Consider the following 24185-nt stretch of genomic DNA (forward strand, 5'->3'; position numbering starts at 1 on the left):
CTGTAGACATCACCTCTTATCTACAGGATCCGCGCCATGCAGCCAGCTTCCCCTTATTTGCAATCGTTCACGGTCGACGGCATGACCTGCGCCTCGTGCGCCGCCCGCGTTGAAAAGGCGCTGGCGGCCGTGCCGGGCGTGACCAGCGCCAGCATCAACCTGGCCACCGATACGGCCAGGGTGGCGTCCAGCCAGAACGTTCCGCTGGCCACCTTGCAGGCGGCGGTGGACAAGGCCGGCTATGCGGTGGCGCAGCGCGAGATCGACCTGAACATCGCCGGCATGACGTGCGCCTCGTGCGTGGGCCGGGTGGAAAAAGCCCTGCTGAAAGTGCCGGGCGTGCTGGCCGCCAGCGTCAACCTGGCCACGGAAAGCGCGCGCATCAAGGTCACGGGCGGCGCGGATGCCGCCACCCTGATCGCCGCCATCGACAAGGCCGGCTATGCCGCCACGGTGCCCGCCGCCAGCCAGGCCAGCGCGCCCGCAGTGGCCCCCAACCGCGACGGCATGAAAGTGGCGTTCGCGGCCGTGCTGGCCTTCCCCCTGATGCTGCCCATGCTGCTCGAGTGGGCCGGCATCCATTTGATGCTGCCAGGCTGGGCGCAATTCGCCCTGGCCACGCCCGTGCAGTTTTATTTTGGCGCGCGTTTCTACAAGGCGGGCTGGAAGGCGGCCCGTGCCGGCAGCGGCAATATGGATCTGCTGGTGGCGCTGGGCACGAGCGCCGCATATGGCTTGTCTGTCTACCAATGGCTGACGGCGGGCGAGATGCTGCCGCACCTGTACTTTGAAGCGTCGGCCGTCGTCATCACCCTGGTGTTGCTGGGCAAATGGCTGGAAAGCCGCGCCAAGCGCCAGACGGCTTCGGCCATCCGCGCGCTGCAAGTCTTGCGTCCGGAATCGGCCCGCGTGCGCCGCGACGGCGTCGAGCTCGACTTGCCCGTGGAACAGGTGAAAGTGGGCGACCTGGTGGTCATCCGCCCCGGCGAGCGCGTGGCCGTCGATGGCGTGGTGGTGGAAGGTGCCAGCCAGGTCAACGAATCGCTGATCACGGGCGAAAGCTTGCCGGTCGATAAGCATCCGGGCGACAAGGTCACGGGCGGCGCCATCAATGCCGATGGTTTGCTGCTGGTGCGCACGCAAGCCGTGGGCGGCGAGACGACCTTGTCGCGCATCATCCGCCTGGTGGAAGATGCGCAGGCGGCCAAGGCGCCCATCCAGCATCTGGTCGACAAGGTCAGCGCGGTTTTTGTTCCCGTGGTGCTGCTGCTGGCGCTGCTGACCATGCTGGGCTGGTGGTTCGCGACCGGCGAGCTGGAAAACGCCATCATCAATGCCGTGGCTGTGCTGGTCATCGCCTGCCCATGCGCGCTGGGCCTGGCTACGCCGACGGCCATCATGGCCGGCACGGGTGTTGCCGCCCGCTACGGCATCCTGATCAAGGATGCGGAAGCGCTGGAAGTGGCGCACGCCGTCAATACCGTCGTGTTCGACAAGACGGGCACCCTGACGGTGGGCAAGCCGGCCCTGGCGGCCCTGCATGCGCACGGCATCGACGATGCACGGCTGTTGCAGCTGGCGGCCAGCATCCAGCGTGGCAGCGAGCACAGCCTGGCTACGGCCGTGCTGGATGCGGCCGGCGCGCGCCACATCGACCCCTTGCCGGCCACGGCCCTGTCGGCCTTGCCGGGCCGCGGCCTGGCGGCGCATGTCGATGGCCTGGACCTGAAACTGGGCAGCACGCGGCTGATGCAGGAGTTAAACGTGGACATGGCGCCGCTGGCGGCACAGGCCTCGTCGCTGGAAAACACGGGCAACACGATTTCCTGGCTGGCCTCGGGTACGCAATTGCTGGGGCTGTTCGCCTTCAGCGACCAGGTCAAGCCGAACGCGCAGGCGGCCATTGCCCATCTGCACAGCCTGGGCATCCGCACGGTGATGTTGACTGGGGACAACCAGGGCAGCGCCGACGCCGTCGGCAAGGCCCTGGGCATCGACACGGTGGCGGCGAAAATGTTGCCGGCCGATAAAACCGCTAAAATTGTCGTGTTGAAAGGCGAGGGCGCGAAAGTGGCCATGGTGGGCGACGGCATCAACGATGCGCCCGCGCTGGCCGCTGCCGACGTGGGCATCGCCATGTCGACGGGCACGGACGTGGCCATGCATGCGGCCGGCATCACGCTGATGCGCGGCGATCCGGCCCTGGTGGCGGACGCCATCGATATCTCGCGCCGCACCTACAGCAAGATACGGCAGAATCTGTTCTGGGCCTTTATTTACAACCTGATCGGCATTCCGCTGGCCGCCTTCGGCTTGCTCAACCCCATGGTAGCGGGCGCGGCGATGGCTTTCAGTTCCGTCAGCGTGATCAGCAATGCCCTGTTGCTGCGTCGCTGGAAAGCGCGCAGTCATGCAGGCAACGCGCATACCAAGGAGTCATGAGCATGAATATCGGCCAGGCCGCCAGTGAAACTGGCGTATCGGCAAAAATGATACGCTATTACGAGAGTATTGCCTTACTAAAACCCAGCGCGCGCAGCGACGCCGGTTACCGCATTTATACGCCGAACGACTTGCATGCCTTGCGTTTTATCAAACGCGCGCGCGGGCTCGGTTTTTCGCTGGAGCAGATACGCGAGTTGCTGTCGCTGTGGCAAAACGATCAGCGCGCCAGCGCGGACGTGAAAGGCATCGCCCTGGCCCATGTCGCGGACTTGAACCAGCGCATCGCCGAACTGACGGAAATGCGCGACACGCTGGCCCACCTGGCGCAATCGTGCCACGGCGACGACAAGCCTGATTGCCCCATCCTGCAAAGCCTGGGGCTGGCCGGCGATATGGAAGCGAAGGCTTGCTGCCATTGAGGTAAATCAACGGAGGTGGGTATGGCTTACGAACTGTACTACTGGCCTACGATACAGGGGCGCGGCGAATTCATCCGCCTGGCCCTGGAAGCGGCGGGCGCCGACTACCGCGATATCGCCCGTTTGCCTGAACGCAAGGGGCAAGGCGTTCCCGCCATGCTGGCCTGTCTCGATGGCGGCAGCGCGCCACAGGCGGCCTATGCGCCGCCCGTGCTGCGCGACGGCGACTTGCTGATCGGCCAGACCAGCAATATCCTGCTCTACCTGGGCCGGCGCCTGGGCCTGGCGCCGCGCGCGGAAAGCGGCCGTTTATGGCTGAACCAGCTGCAACTGACGATGGCCGACTGGCTGACGGAAGTGCACGACACGCATCATCCGCTGTCGATGAATCAATATTATGAGGAACAGAAACAGGCGGCCATGCTGCGCAGCGCGGATTTCCGCGAAACACGGTTGCCGAAATTCCTCGATTATTTCACCCAGGTCCTGCTGAATAATCGCAGCCGCGGCCACTATCTGGTGGGCGCACGGCTCACGTATGGCGACCTGTCGCTGTTCCAGATGCTGGCCGGCCTGCGCTTTGCGTTTCCGCAAGCCATGGCGCGCCTGGCGCCCGCATACCCCGCCTTGCTTGAGTTGCACGACGCCGTGGCGGCGCGGCCGAATATCGCCCGCTACCTGCAGTCGAAGCGCAGAATCGCCTTCAATGAAGAAGGCATCTTCCGCCATTATCCGGAACTGGACGGGTAAGCAAAGACAGCCGGCGCGAAGGCCGGCTGTTGTGCGTGTCGCTTTGCGTGCCGCTTATTGCGCGCGGGTAACGGGGTAGCCCGCCTCCACGATGGCGGCGCTGATGGCGCCCAGTTCACTCGACGATTCCACCGTGACGCGCTTGCTGGCCAGGTCGATCTGCACCTGGGCTTGCGGATCGATGGCTTGCACCGCTTTCGTGACCGAGCCGACGCAATGGCCGCAGCTCATGTTTTCTACTTGTAACTGATACATGGCAAGCACTCCTTGAATGATTAAGTGTCTCCACTGTAAGCCTTCCCCCGATGGTAAGGTCAAGGGGAAAGCTGGCGCGCGGATCAATTCAGCAGGAAGTCGACGGCTTCCATGGGCGGTGGCACATTGTCGTCTTGCAAGGACTGGCGCAGACTGATCTCGATGGCGCGGCACATGGCCGACAGGGGTAAATCGTTCGCATCCTCGCCGAACGGTTCCTCGATCTCGTCGCCCAGCGCGTCCAGGCCAAAGAAGGTGTAGGCGACGATGGCGACGACGAAGGGCGTCATGAAGCCAAGAGAATCGACGAGGCCGAATGGCAGCAGGAAACAGTACAGATAGGCAGTGCGGTGCAGCAGCAGCGAATACGAAAACGGGATCGGCGTGCTGCGGATGCGTTCGCACGAGGCGCCCGCGCCCACCATGGCGGAAATCGAATTGTCGATCTGCGCGGCCAGCATGCTGTCGATGCGGCCTTGCCGGACGCAGTCGGCCAGGTCGTGGCCCATCTGCAGCATCAGGTAGTCGGACGGGTTCGCGGCCAGGCACGCCGCTTCCCACTCGCCGGGCCGCAGCAGCGGCTCCAGGTCGGCCGGTCCGCGCGTGTCGCGCAGCTGGTGGCGCAGCGCATGGCAAAAGGCGATGGTGCGGTAAATCATGCGCACGCGCACGTCATCGAGGCCCAGGCTGGCGTGGGCCGGCGTGTCGCTGCGCAGCATCGTCTGGCACTGGCGCGAGAAGTTGCGGCTGCGCAAGACCAGTTCGCCCCACAGCTTGCGCGCTTCCCAGTAGCGGTCGTAGGCGGCCGTGTTGCGAAAGCCCAGGAAGATGGCCAGCGGCAAGCCGATCAGGGTAAACGGGATGGTGGTGAGGATGACCTTGTGGTCGAACAAGGTGCCATGGCACCAGGTGACGAGGGTGGCGATCAGGGTATTGACGATCAGGGTGGTGCGGATGCGCGGCAGGACGGAGCCGCGTACCACCAGAAACAGCCGTAGCGCCGAAGGGCGCTCGCGCACGATCATGACGGACTCCCTGCAGGGGGCTGGGCAAGCGGGGAAATGCTGGCCCGGTGACTGATCAAAAATGGGGAAATGCGAAGTGGCAGGTGCCGGGAACAAAAAGCCCGCAGTGCGTGCGGGCTGAGCTGGGTGTGCATGGGAAGCAGTGTAGGGGAGACGGCATGAGTATAGGCCGCCGATCCGCTTCCGGCCAATTCACAGTGATAATGGGTATTATTCATTTCATGAATGAATATTTCATTTGTGATATGTCGCGTGAGTCAGTTGCCTGGCCCCTGCCTGATTTTCTTGCGGTGCTCCGCCTGCTGACGCTTCAGTTCGGCGCTGGAGGCATATTCATCACGCAACCATGTCCGATTCTTCTTGCTGCCCGGCCAATCGCAGCGCAACATATTGGCCACGTCGGCGCAATCGCAAGCGCAGTCGAGCAAGGGCGCGTCGCAGTCGCAATACCCGGCCTGGGCCTGGCGGCGCGGGCTGCGCCGCGCTTGCGGATGCAGCGCCAGGTGCTGGCGGTGGCGTTCGCCACAGGCGCGCAGGCGCCGTTGCAACAGCGCCCATCCCGGGCGCAAGCCATGGCGCACGATGACCTTGTAGCCGTAGGCGGAACAGCTGTCGCGTCCCGTCAGCACGCGGTAGGCGCAGGAAAAACCTTTCCATGGCGACAGGTAGCGCCGGTAGGCGCGAATGGCCCACAGGGCCAGGTGCTTGCCGCAGGTATCGAGCGTGAGAATGATGCATCCTTTGCGATGGCCGTCAGGCAATGCTTCGAGCATACGACAGCTATGCCGAAATGCATAGCGCTGGGCCAGCATGAATGATCAATGTGACAAATGGATAGAATCGCTCAGCTCGCCTCTGTTACGCTGAGTGAGCGATTTGGAAATATTTCCTAAAGCAAATACACCATCCCGATAGCCGCCGCCAGGGGCATGGTCAAGCTTGTTTATCCTTCCTGTGAAAGTGATCTGCATGTTTAAAGCTTCCAGCATCTGCCTCGCCACCCTGATCCTGTTGCAAGCGCCCGCCGGCTGGGCCGGCCAGCCAGCGCCGCTGAGCCAGCAGCAGCAAGCGCTTGCCGCGCAAATCGACGCCGGCATCGCGCCGTATTACAAGGCCGGCGATCCCGGCGCCGTCGTTATCGTCGTCAAGGATGGCCAGCCGCTGCTGCGCAAGGCGTATGGCCTGGCCAGCGTGAAGGAGGGCACGCCGCTGGCGCCCGACATGTCGCTGCGCCTGGGCTCGATTTCCAAGCAATTCACGGCCGTCGCCATCCTGCTGCTGGCCGACCAGGGCAAGCTGGCCCTCACGGATAGCATCACGAAATTCCTGCCCGATTATCCGACCCACGGCAAGAACATCACGATCGAACAGCTGCTCGCGCACACGTCCGGCATCCACGACTACACGCGCAAGCCGGAATTCGTGCCCAACAGCACGAGAGACGTGAGCGTGGCGCAGATGATCGATTTCTTCAAGAACGATCCCCTCGACTTTGAACCGGGCACGCAGTGGCGCTACAGCAGTTCCGGCTATTTCCTGCTGGGCGCCATCATCGAAAAGGTCTCTGGCCAGCCGTATGCCACGTTTGTGGAACAGCGGATCTTCGTGCCGCTGGGCATGAACGACACGGCCTATGAAGGCCATGAGCGCCGTCCGGCCAGGCGCGCGGCCGGGCATATCCGCTCGGGCGAGGCCTATGCGCCGAACTTGCCTTTGAGCATGACGCAGCCGTATGCGGCCGGCGCCCTCGTTTCCACCGTGGATGACCTGGCGCGCTGGGACGCGGCCATCTCCGACGGCAAGCTGCTCAAGGCCGCCACCTGGCAGCTGGCGTTCACGCCGGCCAGGCTGAACGATGGCAAGGCGACCCGTTCCGGCCTGGGCTGGAAGGTGGGCACCTGGCAAAACACCCCCGTCATCCACCATGGCGGCGGCATCAATGGGTTTGCCACGTATGCGATGCGCTTGCCGAAGGAAAAAGTCTACGTGGCCGTGCTGGAAAACTCGGACACGGGCCTGGTCGACCCTGACGTGGTGGCCCGCAAGGCGGCCGCCATCGCCGTGGGCCGGCCGTATCCCGAGATCAAGCTCATCACGCTCAAGCCTGCCATCCTGGACGCCTACGCGGGCGTGTATGCCATAAATGACAAGGCCGGCTATACGATCCGCAACTTCGAGGGTAATCTGTTGCTGCAGCGTACAGGACACCCGGCGCAGCGCATGCTGGCCTACTCGCCCAACGGTTTTCTGATTGAAAACACGCTCACTACTGCCGAGTTCGAGCGTGGCCCGAAAGGCGAAGCGCAGCTGATCCTCAACGATGGCGGCGAGTCGAAGTCCGTGCATGAGCGGGCCAGCGCCGTCAAGCCGGCGCGGGCCGTGGTTGCCATGACGCCCGCGCAATTCGACGGCTACGTGGGCCGCTATGCGCTGGCGCCCGAGGTCTACCTGGAAGTGACGCGCGAAGGCGACAAGTTCTTCGCCCAGGTGACGGGCTTCCGCAAACTGAGCATGCTGCCGATGAGCGAGACGGCCTTCTTTTCGAATGAAGTCGATGCGGAGGTGCGTTTCAACAAGGATGCCAGCGGCAAGACCGATCAGTTGATGCTGCGCCAGGAAGGGCAGGACATGCCGGCCAAAAGGGTGAACTGACGTGTGCAGGCCGGCTTGCGCCCAAGCGCCAAGCCGGCCTGCAACGACATGGCTTGCCAGGCATGCAGGCCGAACGCCGCCGCCCATGCCAGCAAGATCGCCAGCCCCGGCAGCAACAGCCATTTTGCCGCCGTCTCTTCCCACGCCACAAAGGGCTTGCCGCCTCGCGCGATGGCCAGCAGCGCCTGGCCCCCGTTCAAGCCGCCAAACGGCAGCAGGTTGAAGGCGCACAGTTTTAACGAGAACACGGCGAACACCAGCGGACAGGCGTGCGCGCGGGCATACGCCTCGCCCGCGTCCAGCAGTGCCTGCGCGGTCGACAAGGGCGCCAGTGCGCCGGCAAATATCTGCCCGAATGCCGCGCTAAAGCTGTCCCAACCCTGCGCGCCCGCTATTCCCAGCGACAGCGCCAGCAGCACGGTCACGCCGCTCAGGGGCAGCAGCACCTGCTTCCACAGCGGCTGGAAGTTGTAGGCGTCAAGGCCGGGATCGTCGTCATACAAGGTTTCCTCGCGCGTATCTTTCAGTACCAGATTGCCGGCCAGGGGCAGCAGCTTAAGGTGGACTTTTCCTCTGGTCAGCAAGGTGGGACCCACGCCGTAGCTGATGCTGCGCACCGTGATGCCGAACAGCCTGGCGCAGGCCGCCATGACGGAAATGTGGAGGAACATGAAAAGGACAATAGCTAGGAAGAATTGTATGGCCGGAGACATTGCTGATATTTTGAAGGGCAGGGGGCGACATTAGAACATGCTAAAAGAATCAATACGCTCGCTAGTTCGAAATTTATCCTTGATAGATGTTGTAAATAACTTTAGCCGTATCTGATTGGCAACTATATTTATTGACTTGACAGAAATTCAGTACTATTCGGCCGCTTTAAGCTCGTCAATGAACATTAGGGAGTAAAGTTGTGCGTGAAAATTCAGTAGTCCAAGATTAATGATGAAGTGGCGAGGCAAGAATGAACGACTCAGATATAGTATCTCCAGCTTTTGAATCAGATTTTCTGCAAGGCAGTCTGTCTGCAGATGCAAAGCTTTAGCGCGCCCGTACGGAGTTGCTGGACCTGACTGCACGCAACCGCCTGCTGAATATTCCACGCTCATCTACCACTGCACGCACCATTGATGTGGTTGATGAGAAGTCGAGCGAGATATTTCGGTTGATGGTATCTGAAAGTCGCCCATTTAACTTTTTGCCTGGAAGGGCAGCAAGCAAGACTGAACTTGACAATGCTGATGCTGATGAAATTGCGGAATTGGCGCCAGCCCATGATGACAGTGTCGACGCGCGCGGTGTTCTGAACCGGCATGCCGATACGCGCCTGCAAACTAGGCTGACCGTGAAGGGGCTGCAGAAGCGCCTGCTCGACATGTATCTCGATGCACGGACCTTGGAAGAAGAACAGGGGGTTAATATCTTGTTCTTGGCGCTCGGCACCTTGAAATGGCTGGATCCATTGAATGCGAAGAATGTGCGATACGCGCCGCTGATCCTGATTCCCGTTAGCTTGGAAAGGGGCAACGCCGCCGAGCAATTCAAATTGAAATGGCGCCAGGAAGAGCATTCATCGAATCTGTCGTTGGAAGCCTTTCTGGAACGCGCGCACCATTTAAAAATGCCCGCATATGAGGCGGGCGATGAATTCGATCCCATGGCTTACATCGACGCTGTCAGGAATGCTGTGCAGTCGAAAGACGGCTGGGTGGTTGATGCTGACGATATAGTGCTCGGTTTCTTTTCCTTTTCCAAATTCCTGATGTACCGCGACCTCGATCCTGCCATGTGGCCGGAAGGCGGGCTGACGAATCAACCCTTGATGCGCGGTTTGTTATCCGATGGTTTTGCTGCCGGTACACCTAGCATTCCCGAAGACGCCAACCTTGACGACTATATCGCACCGGCTGATTTGCTGCATATCGTCGATTGCGACAGTTCGCAAACGCTGGCCGTGCACGACGTGCGCGCTGGGCGTAACTTGGTGATCCAAGGGCCGCCCGGTACTGGCAAATCTCAAACTATTGCTAATGTCATCGCGTCGGCGATTGCCGATGGCAAGACGGTGTTGTTCGTAGCGGAGAAAATGGCCGCGCTCGAAGTGGTCAAGCGGCGACTGGATCAAGCCGGCGTTGGCGATGCCTGCATTGAATTGCACAGTAATAAAGCTAATAAGAAAATGTTTCTCGATGAGCTACGCCGTACGTCTGAACTGGGCTCACCCAAGGGTGATGCGGCCACCACATTAAACAGCCGGTTGCTGGTGGCGCGCGATCAACTCAATGCACACAGTGCGCGCCTGCACCTGCAGCACTCCGCTGCCAGGCTCACGCCCTACCAAGTGATCGGCGAATTGAGCAAATTGCGCCTGGAGCATGTCAAGCCGGTGGATATCCGTTTGCAAGAGCCTGAAAGCTGGTCGCCCGACGAGGTGCAGCAGCGCCTGGCAGTAGTTGAGGAATTGGCGCAGCGCATCGTTGATATTGGCGAGCCGGGCGACCATCCATGGCGCGGCGTGGCACTCAAGATGATACTTCCCAATGACGTGGAGCGCTTAGTGTTGCGCATCACGGCCATGCGGGCGCGCTGCAAGGAACTTGCTGAACAACAGGCAGAGTTGGCCATGTCGCTCGATACGGTGGCGCCGCCGGTGCTGCGCGACTTTACTTATCTGGTGGCGCTGGCGCGGGACGTTGCTGCGGCGCCCAATCTTGCCAATGAAGCCCTGCGGGCGCCAGAGTGGAGCGAACAGGCGCATGCCCTGACGGCTCTGATCGACGATGGCTTCCAATTTCAGTCCGTGCAGGCCGCTCTGATCGGCGAAATCCATGCAAACGCGTGGGAGATTGACGTGCTTGACTTGCGCCAGCAACTGGTTGGCTTGCCGCCGTACGCGAACGGCCAGGCATTCGAACGGGCGGTGGCCTTGCAAACGCTGCTTAGCAGGCTCGACGGGGAGGTTGCTTTGCTCAGCCGGCTGCTCGGTGTCGATGCAGGCAGCCCAATGGCGAGCTACAGCGAGATCAACCGCCTAGCGTTGACGGCACAGAAAGTAGCGACGGCACCGGATGTCAGTCCTGACGTGTTTGTTTCGACGGTATGGGATCAAGGCTTGGAACAGGCTGCCGACCTTGCGCAATGCGTGCTGGAGTTGGAAGGCTTACAGGAGCGACTAGAAGGAAAAATCAGCAGCGATGCGTGGCAGCTTGATCTGTCTGGGGCGCGCCAGACGCTGGCTGCCCACGGCGACAGCCTGCTGCGTTTCGTCAGCAGCGAGTGGCGCGCGGCTAGCAAGCAGGTCAAGGGTCTGTTGCGCAATCCGGAGACAGCGCTGCCCGAACAGCTTGAAATTCTCGACCATTTGGGCGAAGCGAGAAAGCTGCTGGAGCGGATTGAGTCAAACAACACATTTGGTAGCGGGGCGTTTGGCGCCGACTGGAAGGGGGGGCAATCGCGCGCGGCGCCCATGCTGGCGCTGGTGGAATGGATGCGTAGCTTGCGTGGCTTGGGAGCGCAACCGCGCATTATCGCCAGCAAGTTGCCAGACCGCCCGGAAATCAGCCGTCGGGCTGCACTGCTGGAGAGCCTGCTGCAGGAAATCCGGCCTTTGCTAGACGCGATGTGGTTTAACGGCTGGAAAGATGAACCCGCTTTTCGTGAATGGGCTAGCGTGGAAGCCTCCGCCCTTGAAACGGTAGTCGGGCAAGTATCCCGGCTTGCATTTTGCCAAGCCGGCTGCCAAGCTGTGATACAACATGTACCGCTTGATCTTTCAGGAAAAATAGCGCGTCTCGACTTGTTGATCGAAGCGCAGCAACTGCGCCGACGCATTGATGCGGGTAGCGAATTGGGCCGAGCTGCGTTTGGCGCGCATTGGCAGGGCCTATTGTCTGACTGGCAGAATTTGCGCGTCAGCACAGTATGGATGGCGTCCAAGTCTAGCCTGCGCTATATGGTCTCGCGTCACGATAATCGCTCCGTACCGCTACATCGCGCATTGGAGCTTGAAGCTGTGCAGGATAAGTTCGTGAGTGAACTTGACGAACTCTATAGCGAGTTATGCACCAATAACGAAAAGCTGTTTCAGGTGCCAGCTATCTTGGATTTGCCCGCCTTTGCTTTGCTTGGGCGCATGGCAGTGTGGATTGAATTTTCCGAAGAGTTGTCGAAGTGGGTGATCTACCGCGATCGCTGCTCTAAGGCGCGCCAGTTGGGTATCGGTGAAATTGTGACGCAACTGGAAGCTGGTGCGCTGATCCCGAGGGATGCCATGCGCACGTTCACAATGGCGTATTTCGAAGCGCTTTTTGCTGACCAAGTGCGCAGCGACGAGGCGCTGGCCCATTTTGACGGCCACCTCCATAGCCGCATAGCGGCAGATTTTGCGCAGATGGACCGTCAGCGCATTGCTGCATCCAGTCTGGAAGTAGTGCTGGCACACCACCGCCGCATCCCGCACGGAGGCGGTGCGATCGGCCCATTGGGCGTGCTGCGCGGCGAAATGGCCAAACGTAAAGGGCATATGCCAATACGCCGCTTGATGCAGCGCGCTGCACCCGCCGTTCAGGCGCTCAAGCCGGTATTTATGATGAGTCCGCTATCGGTAGCCCAGTTCCTGCCTCCTGGGCAACTCAGTTTTGATTTGCTGGTGATGGACGAGGCCAGTCAGATCCAGCCTGTGGATGCGCTGGGGGCCATTGCACGGTCGCGCCAAGTGGTTGTGGTGGGTGATGAGCGGCAATTGCCGCCAACCAAGTTCTTTTCCAAGATGACTAGCGCTGAACCCGATGAAGATGGCGACGATGACGCGCAAGTCGCCGATATCGAGAGCATCCTGGGGTTGTTTACTGCACGCGGCTTGCCGCAACGCATGCTGCGCTGGCATTACCGCAGCCGGCATCAGTCCTTGATCGCAGTGTCGAACAGCCAGTTCTATGAAAACAAGCTGTTTATCGTGCCCAGTCCCTACACCCAAGAGGCGGGCATGGGCTTGCAGTTTCATCACGTCGCTAACGGCGTCTTTGATTCCGGGAACACTGGCACCAATGCGGAAGAGGCCAGGGTCATTGCCAGGGCCATTATCGACCATGCGCGCAACTCACCGGAACACTCGTTGGGCGTGGCGACTTTTTCGGTCAAGCAGCGGCGAGCCATCCAGGATGAACTGGAGTTGTTACGCCGCGAACACCAGGATGTGGAGCCCTTTTTTCAGCAGCATGCCAGCGAGCCGTTTTTTATCAAGAACCTGGAAAACGTGCAGGGCGATGAGCGCGATGTGATTTTTATATCGGTTGGCTACGGTCGCAACAAGCTCGGCTACATGGCCATGCGCTTCGGCCCACTGAGTGCCGAAGGCGGTGAGCGGCGCCTCAATGTGCTGATCAGTCGCGCCAAGCGCCGTTGCGAAGTTTTTGCCTCAATTACCGATGAAGACATCGATCTTGAGCGTGCCAAGGGACGGGGTGTAGTGGCCTTCAAGCTATTCCTGCATTTCGCGCGCACGGGCAGGCTGGGCTTGTCGCGCGTATCTGGGCGCGAATATGACAGTCCGTTTGAAGTACAAGTGGCCGATGCCGTTAAGGCCTGTGGGTACGAAGTCCATCCACAAGTCGGCATCGCTGGGTTTTTTATCGACCTGGGTATTGCCGACGCGCAGCATCCGGGCCGCTACCTGCTGGGTATTGAGTGCGATGGCGAGTCTTACCATAGCTCGCGTTCGGCGCGTGATCGTGATCGCTTGCGCCAGGCCGTGTTGGAAGACCATGGCTGGATCATCCATCGCATTTGGGGACTCGATTGGTTTCAGAGGCCAAATAATGAGTTGCAGCGCCTGCTGATGGCCATTGATGCCGCCAAGACCGAGTTGGCAGCGCGCGCTGAACTCCATGGGCGGCAGGAGCGCAAGCCGGGTGTGTCTGTAGTGACCGTGGAGCGAGAAGATCATGCAGAGATTGGCCTGGAAAGGAGTGGACCAAACAGGCCGGCGGCCTATGTCGAAGCGATCCCTGCCAAACCTGCCTATGCCGACGAGTTGCATGAGATGCCGGTAGCGGCCTTGAGCGACTTGGTCAAGCAGATTGTCTCCCTGGAAGGTCCCGTGCACGTCGATGAAGTCGTGGTGCGCCTGCGCGCTGCATGGGGCTTGAAACGGACCGGGGCGCGAATCCAGGCAGCGGTGGAACGCGCCATCCATGCCGCCATACGCTTCGATGGCATGATCATGACGGAGCGCTTTTTGAGCATGGCTGATACCATCGTCAGCATCCGTGACCGCGGCGCTGTGGTTTCCGATACCTTGCGTAAACCCGACATGCTACCACCGCAGGAAATCGATGTGGCGATCCTTGATACGCTACAGAAAAACTATGGCGCAGGATTGGTCGAAATTGCCCAGTACGTAGCGCGCCTGCTTGGTTTTAAGGCCACCAGCCCGCAGTTGCGCGACACCATCCGCGTACGCATTGATGATTTGCTGCTGCGCGGCTTGCTGCAAAAAAATGGTGAGGTGTTCGAACTCAGGCAGCAGGACAGCGTATAAGGCTATCATTATGAAAAAAGCCCCGCCTGCATCGCTGCAGCCGGGGCTTTTGCATGACTGGGACGGCTGACGCCGCCCGCTGCAACTTACAGCACTTCGCTGGCGTGATCGGCCAGGCGCGAACGCTCGCCGCGGGCCAGGGTGACGTGGCCGCTGTGCGACCAGCCCTTGAAGCGGTCGACCACATAGGTCAGGCCGCTCGAGCCTTCCGTCAGGTACGGCGTGTCGATCTGCGCGATGTTGCCCAGGCACAAGATCTTCGTGCCGGGACCGGCGCGCGTGACCAGGGTCTTGACCTGTTTCGGCGTCAGGTTTTGCGCTTCGTCAATAATGAGGAACTTGTTGACGAAGGTGCGGCCGCGCATGAAGTTGAGCGACTTGATCTTGATGCGCGAGCGGATCAGGTCTTGCGTTGCCGCACGGCCCCATTCGCCGCCATCGGAGTCGGACTTGTTCAGCACTTCCAGGTTGTCGTCGAAGGCGCCCATCCATGGCGACATCTTTTCTTCTTCCGTGCCCGGCAGGAAACCGATGTCTTCGCCGACCGGCACCGTGACGCGGGTGACGATGATTTCGTTGTAGAGCTTGGTTTCCAGCACTTGCGCCAGGCCGGCGGCCAGGGCCAGCAGGGTCTTGCCGGTACCAGCCTGGCCCAGCAGGGTGACGAAGTCGCATTCCGGGTTCATCAGCAGGTTCAGCGCGAAGTTCTGCTCGCGGTTGCGTGCAGTCACGCCCCATACATTGTTCTTCGTGTGGCTGAAGTCGCGCAGGGTTTGCAGCACGGCCGTCTTGCCGTTGATCTGTTTCACCTGGCCATAGAACGGCGCTTCGCCGTTTTTCGGCTCCAGGTAGATGAACTGGTTGACCAGCATGGACGGCACGAACGGGCCCGTCACGCGGTAGAACGTGGAGCTGTAGCCGTTCTTGCTTTCCTGCCAGGATTCCATGTCCTTGCCGTGCTTGTTCCAGAAGTCGTCCGGCAGCTGCACGATGCCCGAATACAGCAAGTCCGTGTCTTCCAGCACATGGTCGTTGAAGTAGTCTTCGGCAGGCAAGCCCAGGGCCCGCGCCTTGATGCGCATGTTGATGTCCTTTGACACCAGCACGACGGGGCGGCCATCCTGTTCCGCTTCCAGCGAGCGCACGACGGCGAGGATCTGGTTGTCTGCCTTGCCTACTGGCAAGCCAGCCGGCAGGTCGGCGCTCTGCAGACGCGTCTGGAAGAACAAGCGGCCCTTGGCATCCTTGTTGCCCAGCTTGGACAGGGGAATGCCGTGCTCGATGGCGTCGTCGTCCGTGTTGCTGATCAGGGCGTCCAGGGTGCGCGATACCTGGCGTGCATTGCGCGCCACTTCCGTCATGCCCTTCTTGTGGTTGTCCAGCTCTTCCAGGGTCATCATCGGCAGGTACACATCGTGTTCCTCGAAGCGGAACAGCGACGACGGATCGTGCATCAGCACGTTCGTGTCGAGCACGAACAGCTTGCTGATGCCGCGCTGGTCGGCGGCGCGGCTGGCGGATGACTTGAGCTGCACTTCGACCGCCTTGTGCTTGGCCGGGTGCGGCTGCTCTGCCTGCTTGACGGACTTGATCGGCGTGACCTTGGCGGCGGGCGCCTTGGCTTTGATTGCCGGCTTGGCCTTGGCAGCGGGCGCAGGTGCAGCTACGGCGGCAGGCGCCGGCACGGGCTTGGCGACCATCAGGGCCGCCACTTGCTTGATCTTCGTGGCCGCATTGCGGACCGGCTTGGCAACTTCGGCGATCGCCGCTTCAATGATCGGTGCAGCCACTTTCTTGGCTGCCGGGGTTTTGGTGGCCGGGCGCGCTGCGCCTGCGCTTGGGTAATCTTGGGTGGCCAGGATGGTGGCTGGCTTGCTCGGTAATTTTGGCAGTGGCATCAGGATCTCAATCAAAAAATTTCTGGAATGAATCGCCCATGGGCTGCCAGCTTCTGGCGGCACTACTCATGGGGTGGATGCTTGGGAACAACAATGGAACAGGACGAGTGACTGCCGGACGGCCGGCTGCTTGGCCGGTCATGAACGCCATGGGCGGGCTGCAGGCCCGCCTGGCGGAGTGGGTAGAGGCGCTTCGTTGACTCAAAATGGCGATAGGTACCGTGAACTGGACTGCGGTTGAACTAAGCTGGCTGGATGCCGGCAACGCGCATTCGATCAGAACAGATGATCACTTCAGACGCGCTACGAATTCCAGCACTTCTTCCACGTGAGTTGCGACCTTCACGCCTCTCCATTCTTTCACCAATCGGCCCTGGGCGTCAATCACAAACGTGCTGCGCTCGACGCCGCGCACGGTCTTGCCGTACATCTGTTTCATCTTCATGACGTTGAACAGCTGGCAAACGGCTTCGTCCGGGTCGGAAATGAGTTCGAACGGCAGTTCCAGCTTGGCCTTGAAGCTTTCGTGCGAGCGCAGGGAATCGCGGCTGATGCCGTAGATCTCCACGCCGGCGGCCGTGAACTGCGCATAGGCGTCGCGAAAGGCGATATTTTCAGTGGTGCAGCCTGGGGTATTGTCCTTCGGATAGAAAAACAAGACCGTGGCCTTGGCCGGACGGCCCAGCAACTGAAAAGTCTTGCCGCTGGTCATGGCAGCGGTGAAGTCGGGAATGCTAACGAGGGATTGGCTATCAGCCACAGGTTCTCTCCTGAACGGTGATCATAGCGCTGTTTTTAATCTGGCAACGCATCCAGGTGCAACGATACAGCATTCAGGCCGCTTTGCCCTGCACAATCAGGCGTCCCGAACGCCCTGGCAATTCATCCCAGGTGATGGGGCAAACGGGCAGGTCCGTATTTTTTATCTTTTCATAATAGTCGCCCATCGCTGCAAACTGGTAGCCCTGGGCTTTCCAGCCAGCCAGCAGTTGCTCGAAAATGGGGGCGAGTTTCTGACCTTCAAGTTCCGCATGCAAGGTATACACGTGATCGCGCGGATTATCCGCCGTCAGCGACAATATATGCGCGGCAACATTTCCGGTTGTGATGGTTTTGCCATCGATTTCGCAACCGAGCAGCTCGTCCAGGGTGGGCAGGGTGGTGGGCAACTGCACGCATTGGAGAATGGTATTGCCGTTGCGCACGCGATGCGGACCCTGCGCCGGCTGCTCCATGGCGCCGCGCGCGTCGAGCATGGCGCGGCCATCGGACGCAAAGCGGTAGCCGGCCGTGTCATGCTCGACAAAGGCGCTGACATTCATTTGCCAGCCGGCCGCGCCGTGCGTGTGCGGCTTGGTGCCGAACACCTGCTCGTAGCGGTTGGCGGCCTTGCGCATCATGCTGATGGTCCAGGCGGCGTTGCGCTTGGCCACGTTGTCTTGCCACAGGGTATGGTCCCAGGTGTGGATGCCGCACTCGAAACCGGCATCGCGCACGGCGCGCAATTGCGCCGCGCATTGCTTGCCGATATCGGGTCCCGGCAGCAAGGTGCCGTACATCAATGTTTTCAAGCCGTAGTGCTCGACCACCGAGGTGCGCGACACCTTGCTGAAAAAGCCGGGCCGCAAGGCGCGCCGCAAGGCCCAACCTGTATGGTCGGGACCCAGCGAGAACAGAAAGGTGGCGTTGGCCTGGTGCGCCTGCAACATGCGCACCAGATTGCCCATGCCTTCACGGGTGCCGCGATAGGTATCGACGTCGATCTTCAGGGTCAGGAACGGCTTGCTCAACATTAATCCATCAGGGCTTTGGCTTGGGCTACCTGGCTGCGGTAGGCGTCGAAGATATTACGCAGGGAATCGGCCATGGACGTCGTTGGCGCCCAGCCCAGTTCTTCGCAGGTATTCGTGATTTTCGGCACGCGGTTCTGCACGTCCTGGTAGCCGGCGCCGTAGTAGGCGCCCGAGGTCGTTTCCACGATTTTCACGTGTTTTGCGCCTTCGGCGTATTCCGGGTACTCGGCGGCCAGGTTCAGCATCATGCCGGCCAGGTCGCGGATCGAGTAATTATTGGTCGGATTGCCAATGTTGTAGATCTTGCCGCTGGCGACGCCATTTTTGTTGGCAATGATGCGGATCAAGGCATCGATGCCGTCGTCGATGTAGGTGAATGCGCGTTTCTGCGCGCCGCCGTCCACCAGCGAGATGTTCTCGCCGCGCACGATATGACCGAAGAATTGCGTCACGACGCGCGACGAGCCTTCTTTCGGCGTGTGGATCGAGTCCAGGCCCGCGCCGATCCAGTTGAATGGACGGAACAAAGTGAAGTTCAGGCCTTCCATGCCGTAGCCCCAGATCACGCGGTCCATCAGCTGCTTGGCGTTCGAGTAGATCCAGCGCGGCTTGTTGATCGGGCCGCAGATCAGTTCCGAGTTTTCCGGATCGAATTCTTCGTCGTGGCACATGCCATACACTTCCGAGGTCGACGGGAAAACCAGGTGCTTGCCGTACTTGGCGGCCGAGCGCACGATCGGCAGGTTGGCTTCGAAGTCCAGTTCGAACACGCGCAGTGGCTGCTTGACGTAGGTCGACGGCGTGGCGATGGCCACCAGCGGCAGGATCACGTCGCATTTCTTGACGTGGTACTCGACCCATTCCTTGTTGATCGTGATGTCGCCTTCAAAGAAGTGCATGCGCGACTTGTAGTTTTCGTCGTCCAGCAATTCCGTGATGCGGTCCGTGTTCATGTCCATGCCGTAGACATGCCAGTCGGTGGTTTCCAGGATGCGCTTCGACAGGTGGTGGCCGATGAAGCCGTTGACGCCTAAGATGAGGACTTTTTTCATGTGAGATTCTCGAGTGTAATATTCAATGTGTGCTGACGCGGGTGGTCAGTCTTTCTTGCAATTGCTTGGCCGAAATCGTCTCCTCACCGGCCTTCAGCGCGGAAATGGCCAGCATGCGGCCGTCACCGCAGACGCCAAAGATGCAATTATCCACTACCGCCAAGCCCGGTGGCAAACTTCCCGCTGAAAGCTTGCTTAAACGGGCTGTTTCGATGATGTAAACGACATTGTTGACCTCGGTGAAGGCACCCGGATACGGTGGCGCGACGGCCCGGTGCAAGTTGTACACCTGTTGCGCGGGTAACTTCCAGTCGATGCGGCCGTCTTCGGGCTTGCGTCCGCCAAAATAGCCGCCCTGGCGCAGGTCGTTCAACTGGCGCGGCGCCGTGCCGTCCAGCAAGGCGGGCAGCACGCCCCAGAGAGTTTGCTCTGCGGCAACAGTTACCTTGCCAAACACTTCAAACGCCGTGTCGTCGGGCAGGATGGGCACGGCCGTCTGCGCCACGATGGCGCCGGCGTCGGGTTTGACCGTCATTTCATGCAGGGTGGCGCCCGTTTCCGTGGCGCCATGCAGCACGGCCCAGTTGACGGGGGCGCGGCCACGGAACTGCGGCAGCAGCGAGCCGTGCATATTGTAGGCCGGCGCGACTTCCAATATGCTGGCCGGCAACATGTGACGGTAGTAAAAACTGAACAGCATGTCCGGCGTGGCCGCCTGCACCTGCGCCAGCAGCTCCGGCGCGCGGGCGTCGCCCGGCGTGACATAGGGGATGCCTTCGGCCCGGCACAGGTCCGCCACGGACTCGAACCACAGGTTTTCCGTGGGGCTGTCTTCGTGCGTGACGACGAGGGCGATATCGACGCCACCGGCCAGCAGCACCTTGATGCAGCGCACGCCGACGTTGTGGTAGCCGAAGACGACGGCGCGCGGGGCACCCATCAGCGCCCCACCTGGCGTTGTTCCAGGCGCACGTACGGCTGTGCCTCGGTTTCCGCCTGGGTCATGCCGTCCTGCAAGATGGTCTGCACCACATAGCGGGGACGGGCGCGCACTTGCTGGAAGATGCGTCCCACGTATTCGCCCACCAGGCCGATGCCGAACAGGATCACGCCCATGAAGAAGAAGGCGATGGCAAACAGGGTGAACACGCCTTCGGCTTCCGCGCCCAGCAGGAAGCGGCGCACCAGCAGGAAGAACACCAGCATCGCCGAGCCCAGCGACAAGGCCATGCCGAGCATGGAAAAGATCTGCAGCGGCACCAGCGAAAAGCCCGTGACGAGGTCGAAATTGAGGCGGATCAAGCTGTACAGCGAGTATTTCGACTCGCCGGCGGCCCGTTCTTCGTGCTCGACGGTGATTTCCGTGGGCTTGCGGGCAAACGTGTAGGCCAGCGCGGGCACGAAGGTGTTCACTTCGGCGCACTGGTTGACGAGGTCGATCACGTTGCGGCCATACGCGCGCAGCATGTTGCCCTGGTCGGTGATCTTGATATTCGTGATCTTTTCGCGCAGGCGGTTCATCATTTTCGAGGCCAGCGTGCGCCAGGCGGAATCTTGTCGCTTGCGCCGGATCGAGCCTACGTAATCGTAGCCTTCGCGCATCTTCGCCACCAGGTTGCCGATTTCCTCGGGCGGATTTTGCAGGTCGGCGTCGAGCGTGATCATGATCTGGCCGCGCGAGGCTTCAAAACCGGCCAGGATGGCCATATGCTGGCCGTAATTGCCGTTAAATAAGACCACGCGCGTGACGTCGGGCCGCTGCCGGAATTGCTCGGCCAGGATGCTGACCGAATTGTCGCGGCTGCCGTCATTGATGAAGACGATCTCGTAGCTTGTTTGCAAGGCATCGAGGGCCGGATACAGGCGCGCAAACAGGGCGGCCAGGCCATCCTGCTCGTTGTAGATGGGAATGATAATGGACAGTTCAGGTTTCATCGGCGCGTTACTTATTTGATGAGGATGGATTTGACGGTGGCGACGGCACGTTCCACGTCCTGTTTCGTCATGGCGTAGAACATCGGCAGGGTCACGGTCAGGCGGCCGATCTTTTCCGAGACAGGGAACATGCCTTCGGTAAAGCCGCGTTCGCGGTACATGGTAAACAGGTGGATCGGTGCGTAATGATAGCCCGTTCCCACGTTCTGCTGTGCCATCGCCTGCATGAATGCGGCGCGCGTGCCGGGGCCATTGTCGGGCAGGATGATCTGGAACAAATGCCAGTTGCTGTTCTCAAAGTCCTGCACCGGCAGCTGGGCGCCGCTCTGCGCTTCGAAATCGTTGCCGAATTGCGCGAAATAATGGCGTGCCAGGGCGCGGCGGTGGGCCGTGATGGCATCGATGTTGGCAAACTGGCCCAGGCCGATGGCGGCCATGATGTCGCTCATGTTGTACTTGCCGCCCAGCACATCGACATCGATGCCGTCGACGCCGCTGCGCGTGACGCCTTGCAGCCGGTATTTCTCGGCCAGCTTCGCTTCTTCCAGGTTGTTCAGGACCAGCGCGCCGCCTTCTCCCGTGGTGATGTTCTTGTTGGCCTGGAAGCTGAACGAGACGAAATCGCCGAACGAACCGATGCGCTTGCCCTTCCATTCGGAGCCGAACGCCTGCGCCGCGTCTTCCACGACTCTTAAGTTGTGCTTTTGGGCAATCGCGTACAGGCGGTCCATGTCGACCGGCAGGCCGGACAGGAAAACGGGGATGATGGCTTTCGTACGGGGCGTGATGGCCGCTTCCAGCTTGTCGAGGTCGATATTGCGCGTGACGGGGTCGATATCGGCGAACACGGGCGTGGCGCCCACTTCGATGATGACGTTGGCTGTCGCCACCCACGACACGGGCGTGGTGATGACTTCGTCGCCGGGGCCGATGCCGGCGATGCGCAGCGCAATTTCCATGGTGCAAGTACCCGAATTGAACGTACGCACGGGGCGCCCGCCGAAGTATTCGGACAGCTGGGCTTCAAAGGCTTGTACTTTCGGTCCGCTGGTGATCCAGCCAGAGCGCAGCACTTCGCCGACGGCGGCGATGGTTGCTTCATCGATGGTGGGTTTGGAAAAAGGCAAAAAGGGCAGGGTAGAGGTCATGGGGCGCTGTTCTTGGGTTGACTATGCTGTATGGGTTGTTGCCGAGGCCGCCAGCGAGACCGTTGTCCGCGGGCCGTCATGCTTATTCTAAATCTATATTGCGGGAGCGGCGCAGCCGTTTTTTGGGGGTGATCAGCTTCCGATGCGGGCGCGGACCGTTCTGGTACGCGCCCTGTCATGCACGTTGTTCTTTACTGATTGGCAATAACCATGCGGCGCGCATCCTGCGCCACGACGCGCATGGGGATGCCCCGTTGCTGCAATTCCTTGTAGCGATCGAGGCTGATGATGGCCACGTCGCGCACACCGGCAGCCGCGTCGCGCGTCCACTGTTCGATGAAGGGCTCAATGGTCGGTATCGACAGTTCGGGCTGCTGTTTCAGGCCGAAGGTGAACTCATCCCAGTAGTCGACGAGGATCACGGTGCGCTGCAGGTAGTACGTGAGCGACTGTTCATAGATGCCGACGGAGTAGACCTTGGTGTCGGGCTTCAGTTCGGCCTGGATCTGCGGCAGCATATCGGTGCCGGCGCGGTTCTGGCCATACAGTTCGGAACCGGCCAGGATGCAGTGCGTGGCCAGGAAGCCGGCGCCGGCGATGGTCAGTATCGTCATGTCGCGGCGCAACTGGCGCGCATGCAGCAAGGCCAGGGCGCCGCCGGCCAGGGCGAAGAAGCCGGCCGCCATCAGCCAGGGCTGGTAGCCCTTGAGTGCAATCAGGGCGGCCGGATCGCGCGCGCTGGCCTTGCCGAAGGCGATCGGGCCGCCGATCAGGATGGCCGCGCCCAGCACGCACAGCAAGCCCGCAGCGAGCATGCGCTGGCGCCGCGACGCCGACTCCAGGAACAGTGCGATCAGCAGCGCCAGGGCGGGGAAGACAGGCACGATGTAGCCGGGCAGCTTCGAGGTCGAGTAGCTGAAGAAGAAAGTGATGAACAGGACCCAGATCAGCACCATCAAACGGGGCTGGAAGGCGCCTTCCTGGCGCTTGAAGGCGGCCGCTATGCTTTGTGGCAATACACCCAGCCAGGGCATGATGCCCGGGATTAGCAGCACGAGGAAGTAATACCAGGCGCCTTCGCGTTTGTGGCCCTTCATCAGGAAGCGCTGGAAGTGCTCGTGGATGAAGAAGAAATGCGGCTGTTCGGGGTTGCGCAGGGCCACCAGCACGAACCACGGCGTGGCGATGGCGAAGAAGACGAGCAGGCCTTTGACCAGGTGCAAACGGGTCCAGATGCGCCAGTCGCGCGCGCACAGCGAGTACAGTACCAGCACGGCGCCCGGCAGCACGATGCCGATCAGGCCCTTGGCCAGCACGGCCAGCGCCATGCCTGCCCAGCACAGCAGCATCCAGTTGCGCCGTTCGGCGGGGCCGGCCTCGTCACGCTGGGCGATCAGCAGGCTGGTCAGCACAATGGTCATCATGGCCGACAAGCTCATGTCCAGCGAATTGATCTGGCCGGAAGCGAGCCAGAACAGGCTCGACGCCAGCACCAGGCCGGCATACAGCCCCACGCGCGGACCGAAGACTTTCCTGCCTGCGTAGGCGGTCATGCACACGCCGATGATGCCGCACAGGCCAGTCCACAGGCGCGCCTGCCATTCGCCCAGGCCAAAGGCGGCGAAGCTGAGCGCATTCATCCACGTTTGCAGGGGCGGTTTTTCGAAGTACTTGATGCCGTTCAGGCGCGTGGTGATCCAGTCGCCGCTGACGAACATCTCGCGCGCCATCTCCGCGTAGCGGCCCTCGTCGGGCGGCACCAGGGTGCGGATGCCCAGCGCGTACAGGGTGACGATGATGAAGATGCCCAGCAGGGACCACATCAGCACCCGTGACGAGTGCAGTTCGTTGACGTTGATTTTCATGCGTTCTTGCCTGCGCCTGGGGCCAGGATCAGGGCCAGCGTGACTTTGCGGCCTTCGCCCATGAGGATGTTGTAGGTGCGGCAGGCAGCCTGGCTATCCATGCATTCGACGCCAATGCGGCGCATGGTCAGCGCGGCCGTCAGCTTCGGATGCACGAAGCGCTGGCGTTCGCCCGTGCCGAGGATGACCACGTCGGGCGCGTCGGCCAGGATTTGCGCGAAATGCGCCTCGCTCAGCTGCTCGAAACTGTCCACATCCCACGCCCGTGGCGGCATTTCCGGCATGACGATCAGGCTGTAGTTGTACGGCAGGGCATTGATTTCAACGCCATTTTCGTCGTAGCCTGTGACGGTTTGGTATTGTTGGGTGCTGCTGGCATGAAGTTTCATGGCGATGGGATGGTCGTGTCG

At 61.0% G+C, this 24185-nt stretch carries 19 protein-coding genes; 5 read left to right on the forward strand and 14 right to left on the reverse strand.

The genetic code is table 11. The features are described from left to right. Window positions 1-36 precede the first annotated feature (36 nt). Genes CBW50_RS02965 through CBW50_RS02975 form a run of 3 tightly spaced genes read left to right on the forward strand, consistent with a single transcriptional unit; the run spans window position 37 to window position 3614 of the window. Window positions 37-2442 (forward strand): heavy metal translocating P-type ATPase, encoded by a 2406-nt coding sequence (locus CBW50_RS02965; protein WP_086144122.1) that lies wholly within the window; start codon window positions 37-39, stop codon window positions 2440-2442. A gap of 2 nt (window positions 2443-2444) precedes the next feature. Next, entirely contained in the window at window positions 2445-2864 is a 420-nt protein-coding gene (gene cueR / locus CBW50_RS02970) for a Cu(I)-responsive transcriptional regulator (protein ID WP_086144123.1), read from the forward strand. A gap of 21 nt (window positions 2865-2885) precedes the next feature. Further along, window positions 2886-3614 carry a glutathione S-transferase gene (locus CBW50_RS02975; RefSeq protein ID WP_172404658.1) on the forward strand — a complete coding sequence of 243 codons (729 nt, stop codon included), beginning with the start codon at window positions 2886-2888 and terminating at the stop codon, window positions 3612-3614. 54 nt (window positions 3615-3668) lie between these two features. Here the strand turns inward: CBW50_RS02975 and CBW50_RS02980 are convergent, their stop codons facing one another. The 4 genes from CBW50_RS02980 to CBW50_RS29235 all read right to left on the reverse strand — a co-directional run bounded on the left by CBW50_RS02980 (window position 3669) and on the right by CBW50_RS29235 (window position 5865). Beyond that, window positions 3669-3869, reverse strand: coding sequence for a heavy-metal-associated domain-containing protein (locus CBW50_RS02980; RefSeq protein WP_086144125.1), 201 nt, complete (start codon window positions 3867-3869; stop codon window positions 3669-3671). Between the two features lie 83 nt (window positions 3870-3952). Continuing rightward, complete coding sequence (locus CBW50_RS02985) at window positions 3953-4894, reverse strand: bestrophin family protein (RefSeq protein ID WP_086144126.1); 942 nt, start codon at window positions 4892-4894, stop codon at window positions 3953-3955. Between the two features lie 257 nt (window positions 4895-5151). Beyond that, a complete protein-coding gene (yidD, locus tag CBW50_RS02990) occupies window positions 5152-5667 on the reverse strand; it encodes a membrane protein insertion efficiency factor YidD (protein ID WP_086144127.1) in 516 nt (171 codons plus the stop codon). A gap of 45 nt (window positions 5668-5712) precedes the next feature. Beyond that, complete coding sequence (locus CBW50_RS29235) at window positions 5713-5865, reverse strand: hypothetical protein (protein WP_157792484.1); 153 nt, start codon at window positions 5863-5865, stop codon at window positions 5713-5715. Here CBW50_RS29235 and CBW50_RS02995 point away from each other — a divergent pair. Beyond that, window positions 5864-7546, forward strand: a complete 1683-nt coding sequence (locus CBW50_RS02995) for a serine hydrolase (protein ID WP_086144228.1) — start codon at window positions 5864-5866, stop codon at window positions 7544-7546. The two genes, CBW50_RS29235 and CBW50_RS02995, sit on opposite strands and share 2 nt — an antisense overlap. Here CBW50_RS02995 and CBW50_RS03000 read toward each other — a convergent pair. Continuing rightward, on the reverse strand, window positions 7492-8259 hold the full coding sequence (locus CBW50_RS03000) for a site-2 protease family protein (RefSeq protein WP_367301820.1): 768 nt from the start codon (window positions 8257-8259) through the stop codon (window positions 7492-7494). The two genes, CBW50_RS02995 and CBW50_RS03000, sit on opposite strands and share 55 nt — an antisense overlap. A 347-nt stretch (window positions 8260-8606) precedes the next feature. Between CBW50_RS03000 and CBW50_RS03005 the strand changes: the two genes are divergently transcribed. Next, window positions 8607-14084 (forward strand): DUF3320 domain-containing protein, encoded by a 5478-nt coding sequence (locus tag CBW50_RS03005; protein ID WP_216356306.1) that lies wholly within the window; start codon window positions 8607-8609, stop codon window positions 14082-14084. 86 nt (window positions 14085-14170) lie between these two features. On the opposite strand, the gene CBW50_RS03010 is transcribed toward CBW50_RS03005, so the two are convergent. The 9 genes from CBW50_RS03010 to CBW50_RS03050 all read right to left on the reverse strand — a co-directional run bounded on the left by CBW50_RS03010 (window position 14171) and on the right by CBW50_RS03050 (window position 24164). Then, window positions 14171-15982, reverse strand: a complete 1812-nt coding sequence (locus CBW50_RS03010; protein ID WP_086144129.1) for a PhoH family protein — start codon at window positions 15980-15982, stop codon at window positions 14171-14173. A 289-nt stretch (window positions 15983-16271) separates the two neighbouring features. Then, a complete protein-coding gene (locus CBW50_RS03015) occupies window positions 16272-16742 on the reverse strand; it encodes a peroxiredoxin (protein WP_301178797.1) in 471 nt (156 codons plus the stop codon). 73 nt (window positions 16743-16815) lie between these two features. Then, complete coding sequence (locus CBW50_RS03020; RefSeq protein WP_086144130.1) at window positions 16816-17775, reverse strand: polysaccharide deacetylase family protein; 960 nt, start codon at window positions 17773-17775, stop codon at window positions 16816-16818. Further along, window positions 17775-18827, reverse strand: coding sequence for a bifunctional UDP-4-keto-pentose/UDP-xylose synthase (locus CBW50_RS03025; RefSeq protein WP_086144131.1), 1053 nt, complete (start codon window positions 18825-18827; stop codon window positions 17775-17777). The genes CBW50_RS03020 and CBW50_RS03025 overlap by 1 nt, the downstream gene beginning before the upstream one ends. 22 nt (window positions 18828-18849) lie before the next feature. Beyond that, window positions 18850-19767, reverse strand: a complete 918-nt coding sequence (locus CBW50_RS03030; RefSeq protein ID WP_086144132.1) for a formyltransferase — start codon at window positions 19765-19767, stop codon at window positions 18850-18852. Further along, complete coding sequence (locus CBW50_RS03035; RefSeq protein ID WP_226935350.1) at window positions 19767-20762, reverse strand: glycosyltransferase; 996 nt, start codon at window positions 20760-20762, stop codon at window positions 19767-19769. Before CBW50_RS03035 ends, CBW50_RS03030 begins: the two co-directional genes overlap by 1 nt. A gap of 11 nt (window positions 20763-20773) precedes the next feature. Continuing rightward, window positions 20774-21910, reverse strand: a complete 1137-nt coding sequence (locus CBW50_RS03040; RefSeq protein WP_086144134.1) for a DegT/DnrJ/EryC1/StrS aminotransferase family protein — start codon at window positions 21908-21910, stop codon at window positions 20774-20776. Between the two features lie 191 nt (window positions 21911-22101). Next, window positions 22102-23775, reverse strand: a complete 1674-nt coding sequence (locus tag CBW50_RS03045; protein WP_086144135.1) for a glycosyltransferase family 39 protein — start codon at window positions 23773-23775, stop codon at window positions 22102-22104. Further along, window positions 23772-24164: an Mth938-like domain-containing protein gene (locus tag CBW50_RS03050; RefSeq protein WP_086144230.1), complete on the reverse strand. Its 393-nt coding sequence runs from the start codon at window positions 24162-24164 to the stop codon at window positions 23772-23774. The genes CBW50_RS03045 and CBW50_RS03050 overlap by 4 nt, the downstream gene beginning before the upstream one ends. Between the last annotated feature and the right edge of the window lie 21 nt (window positions 24165-24185).

Source organism: Janthinobacterium sp. GW458P (genome assembly GCF_002127585.1).
Classification (GTDB): domain Bacteria; phylum Pseudomonadota; class Gammaproteobacteria; order Burkholderiales; family Burkholderiaceae_D; genus Janthinobacterium.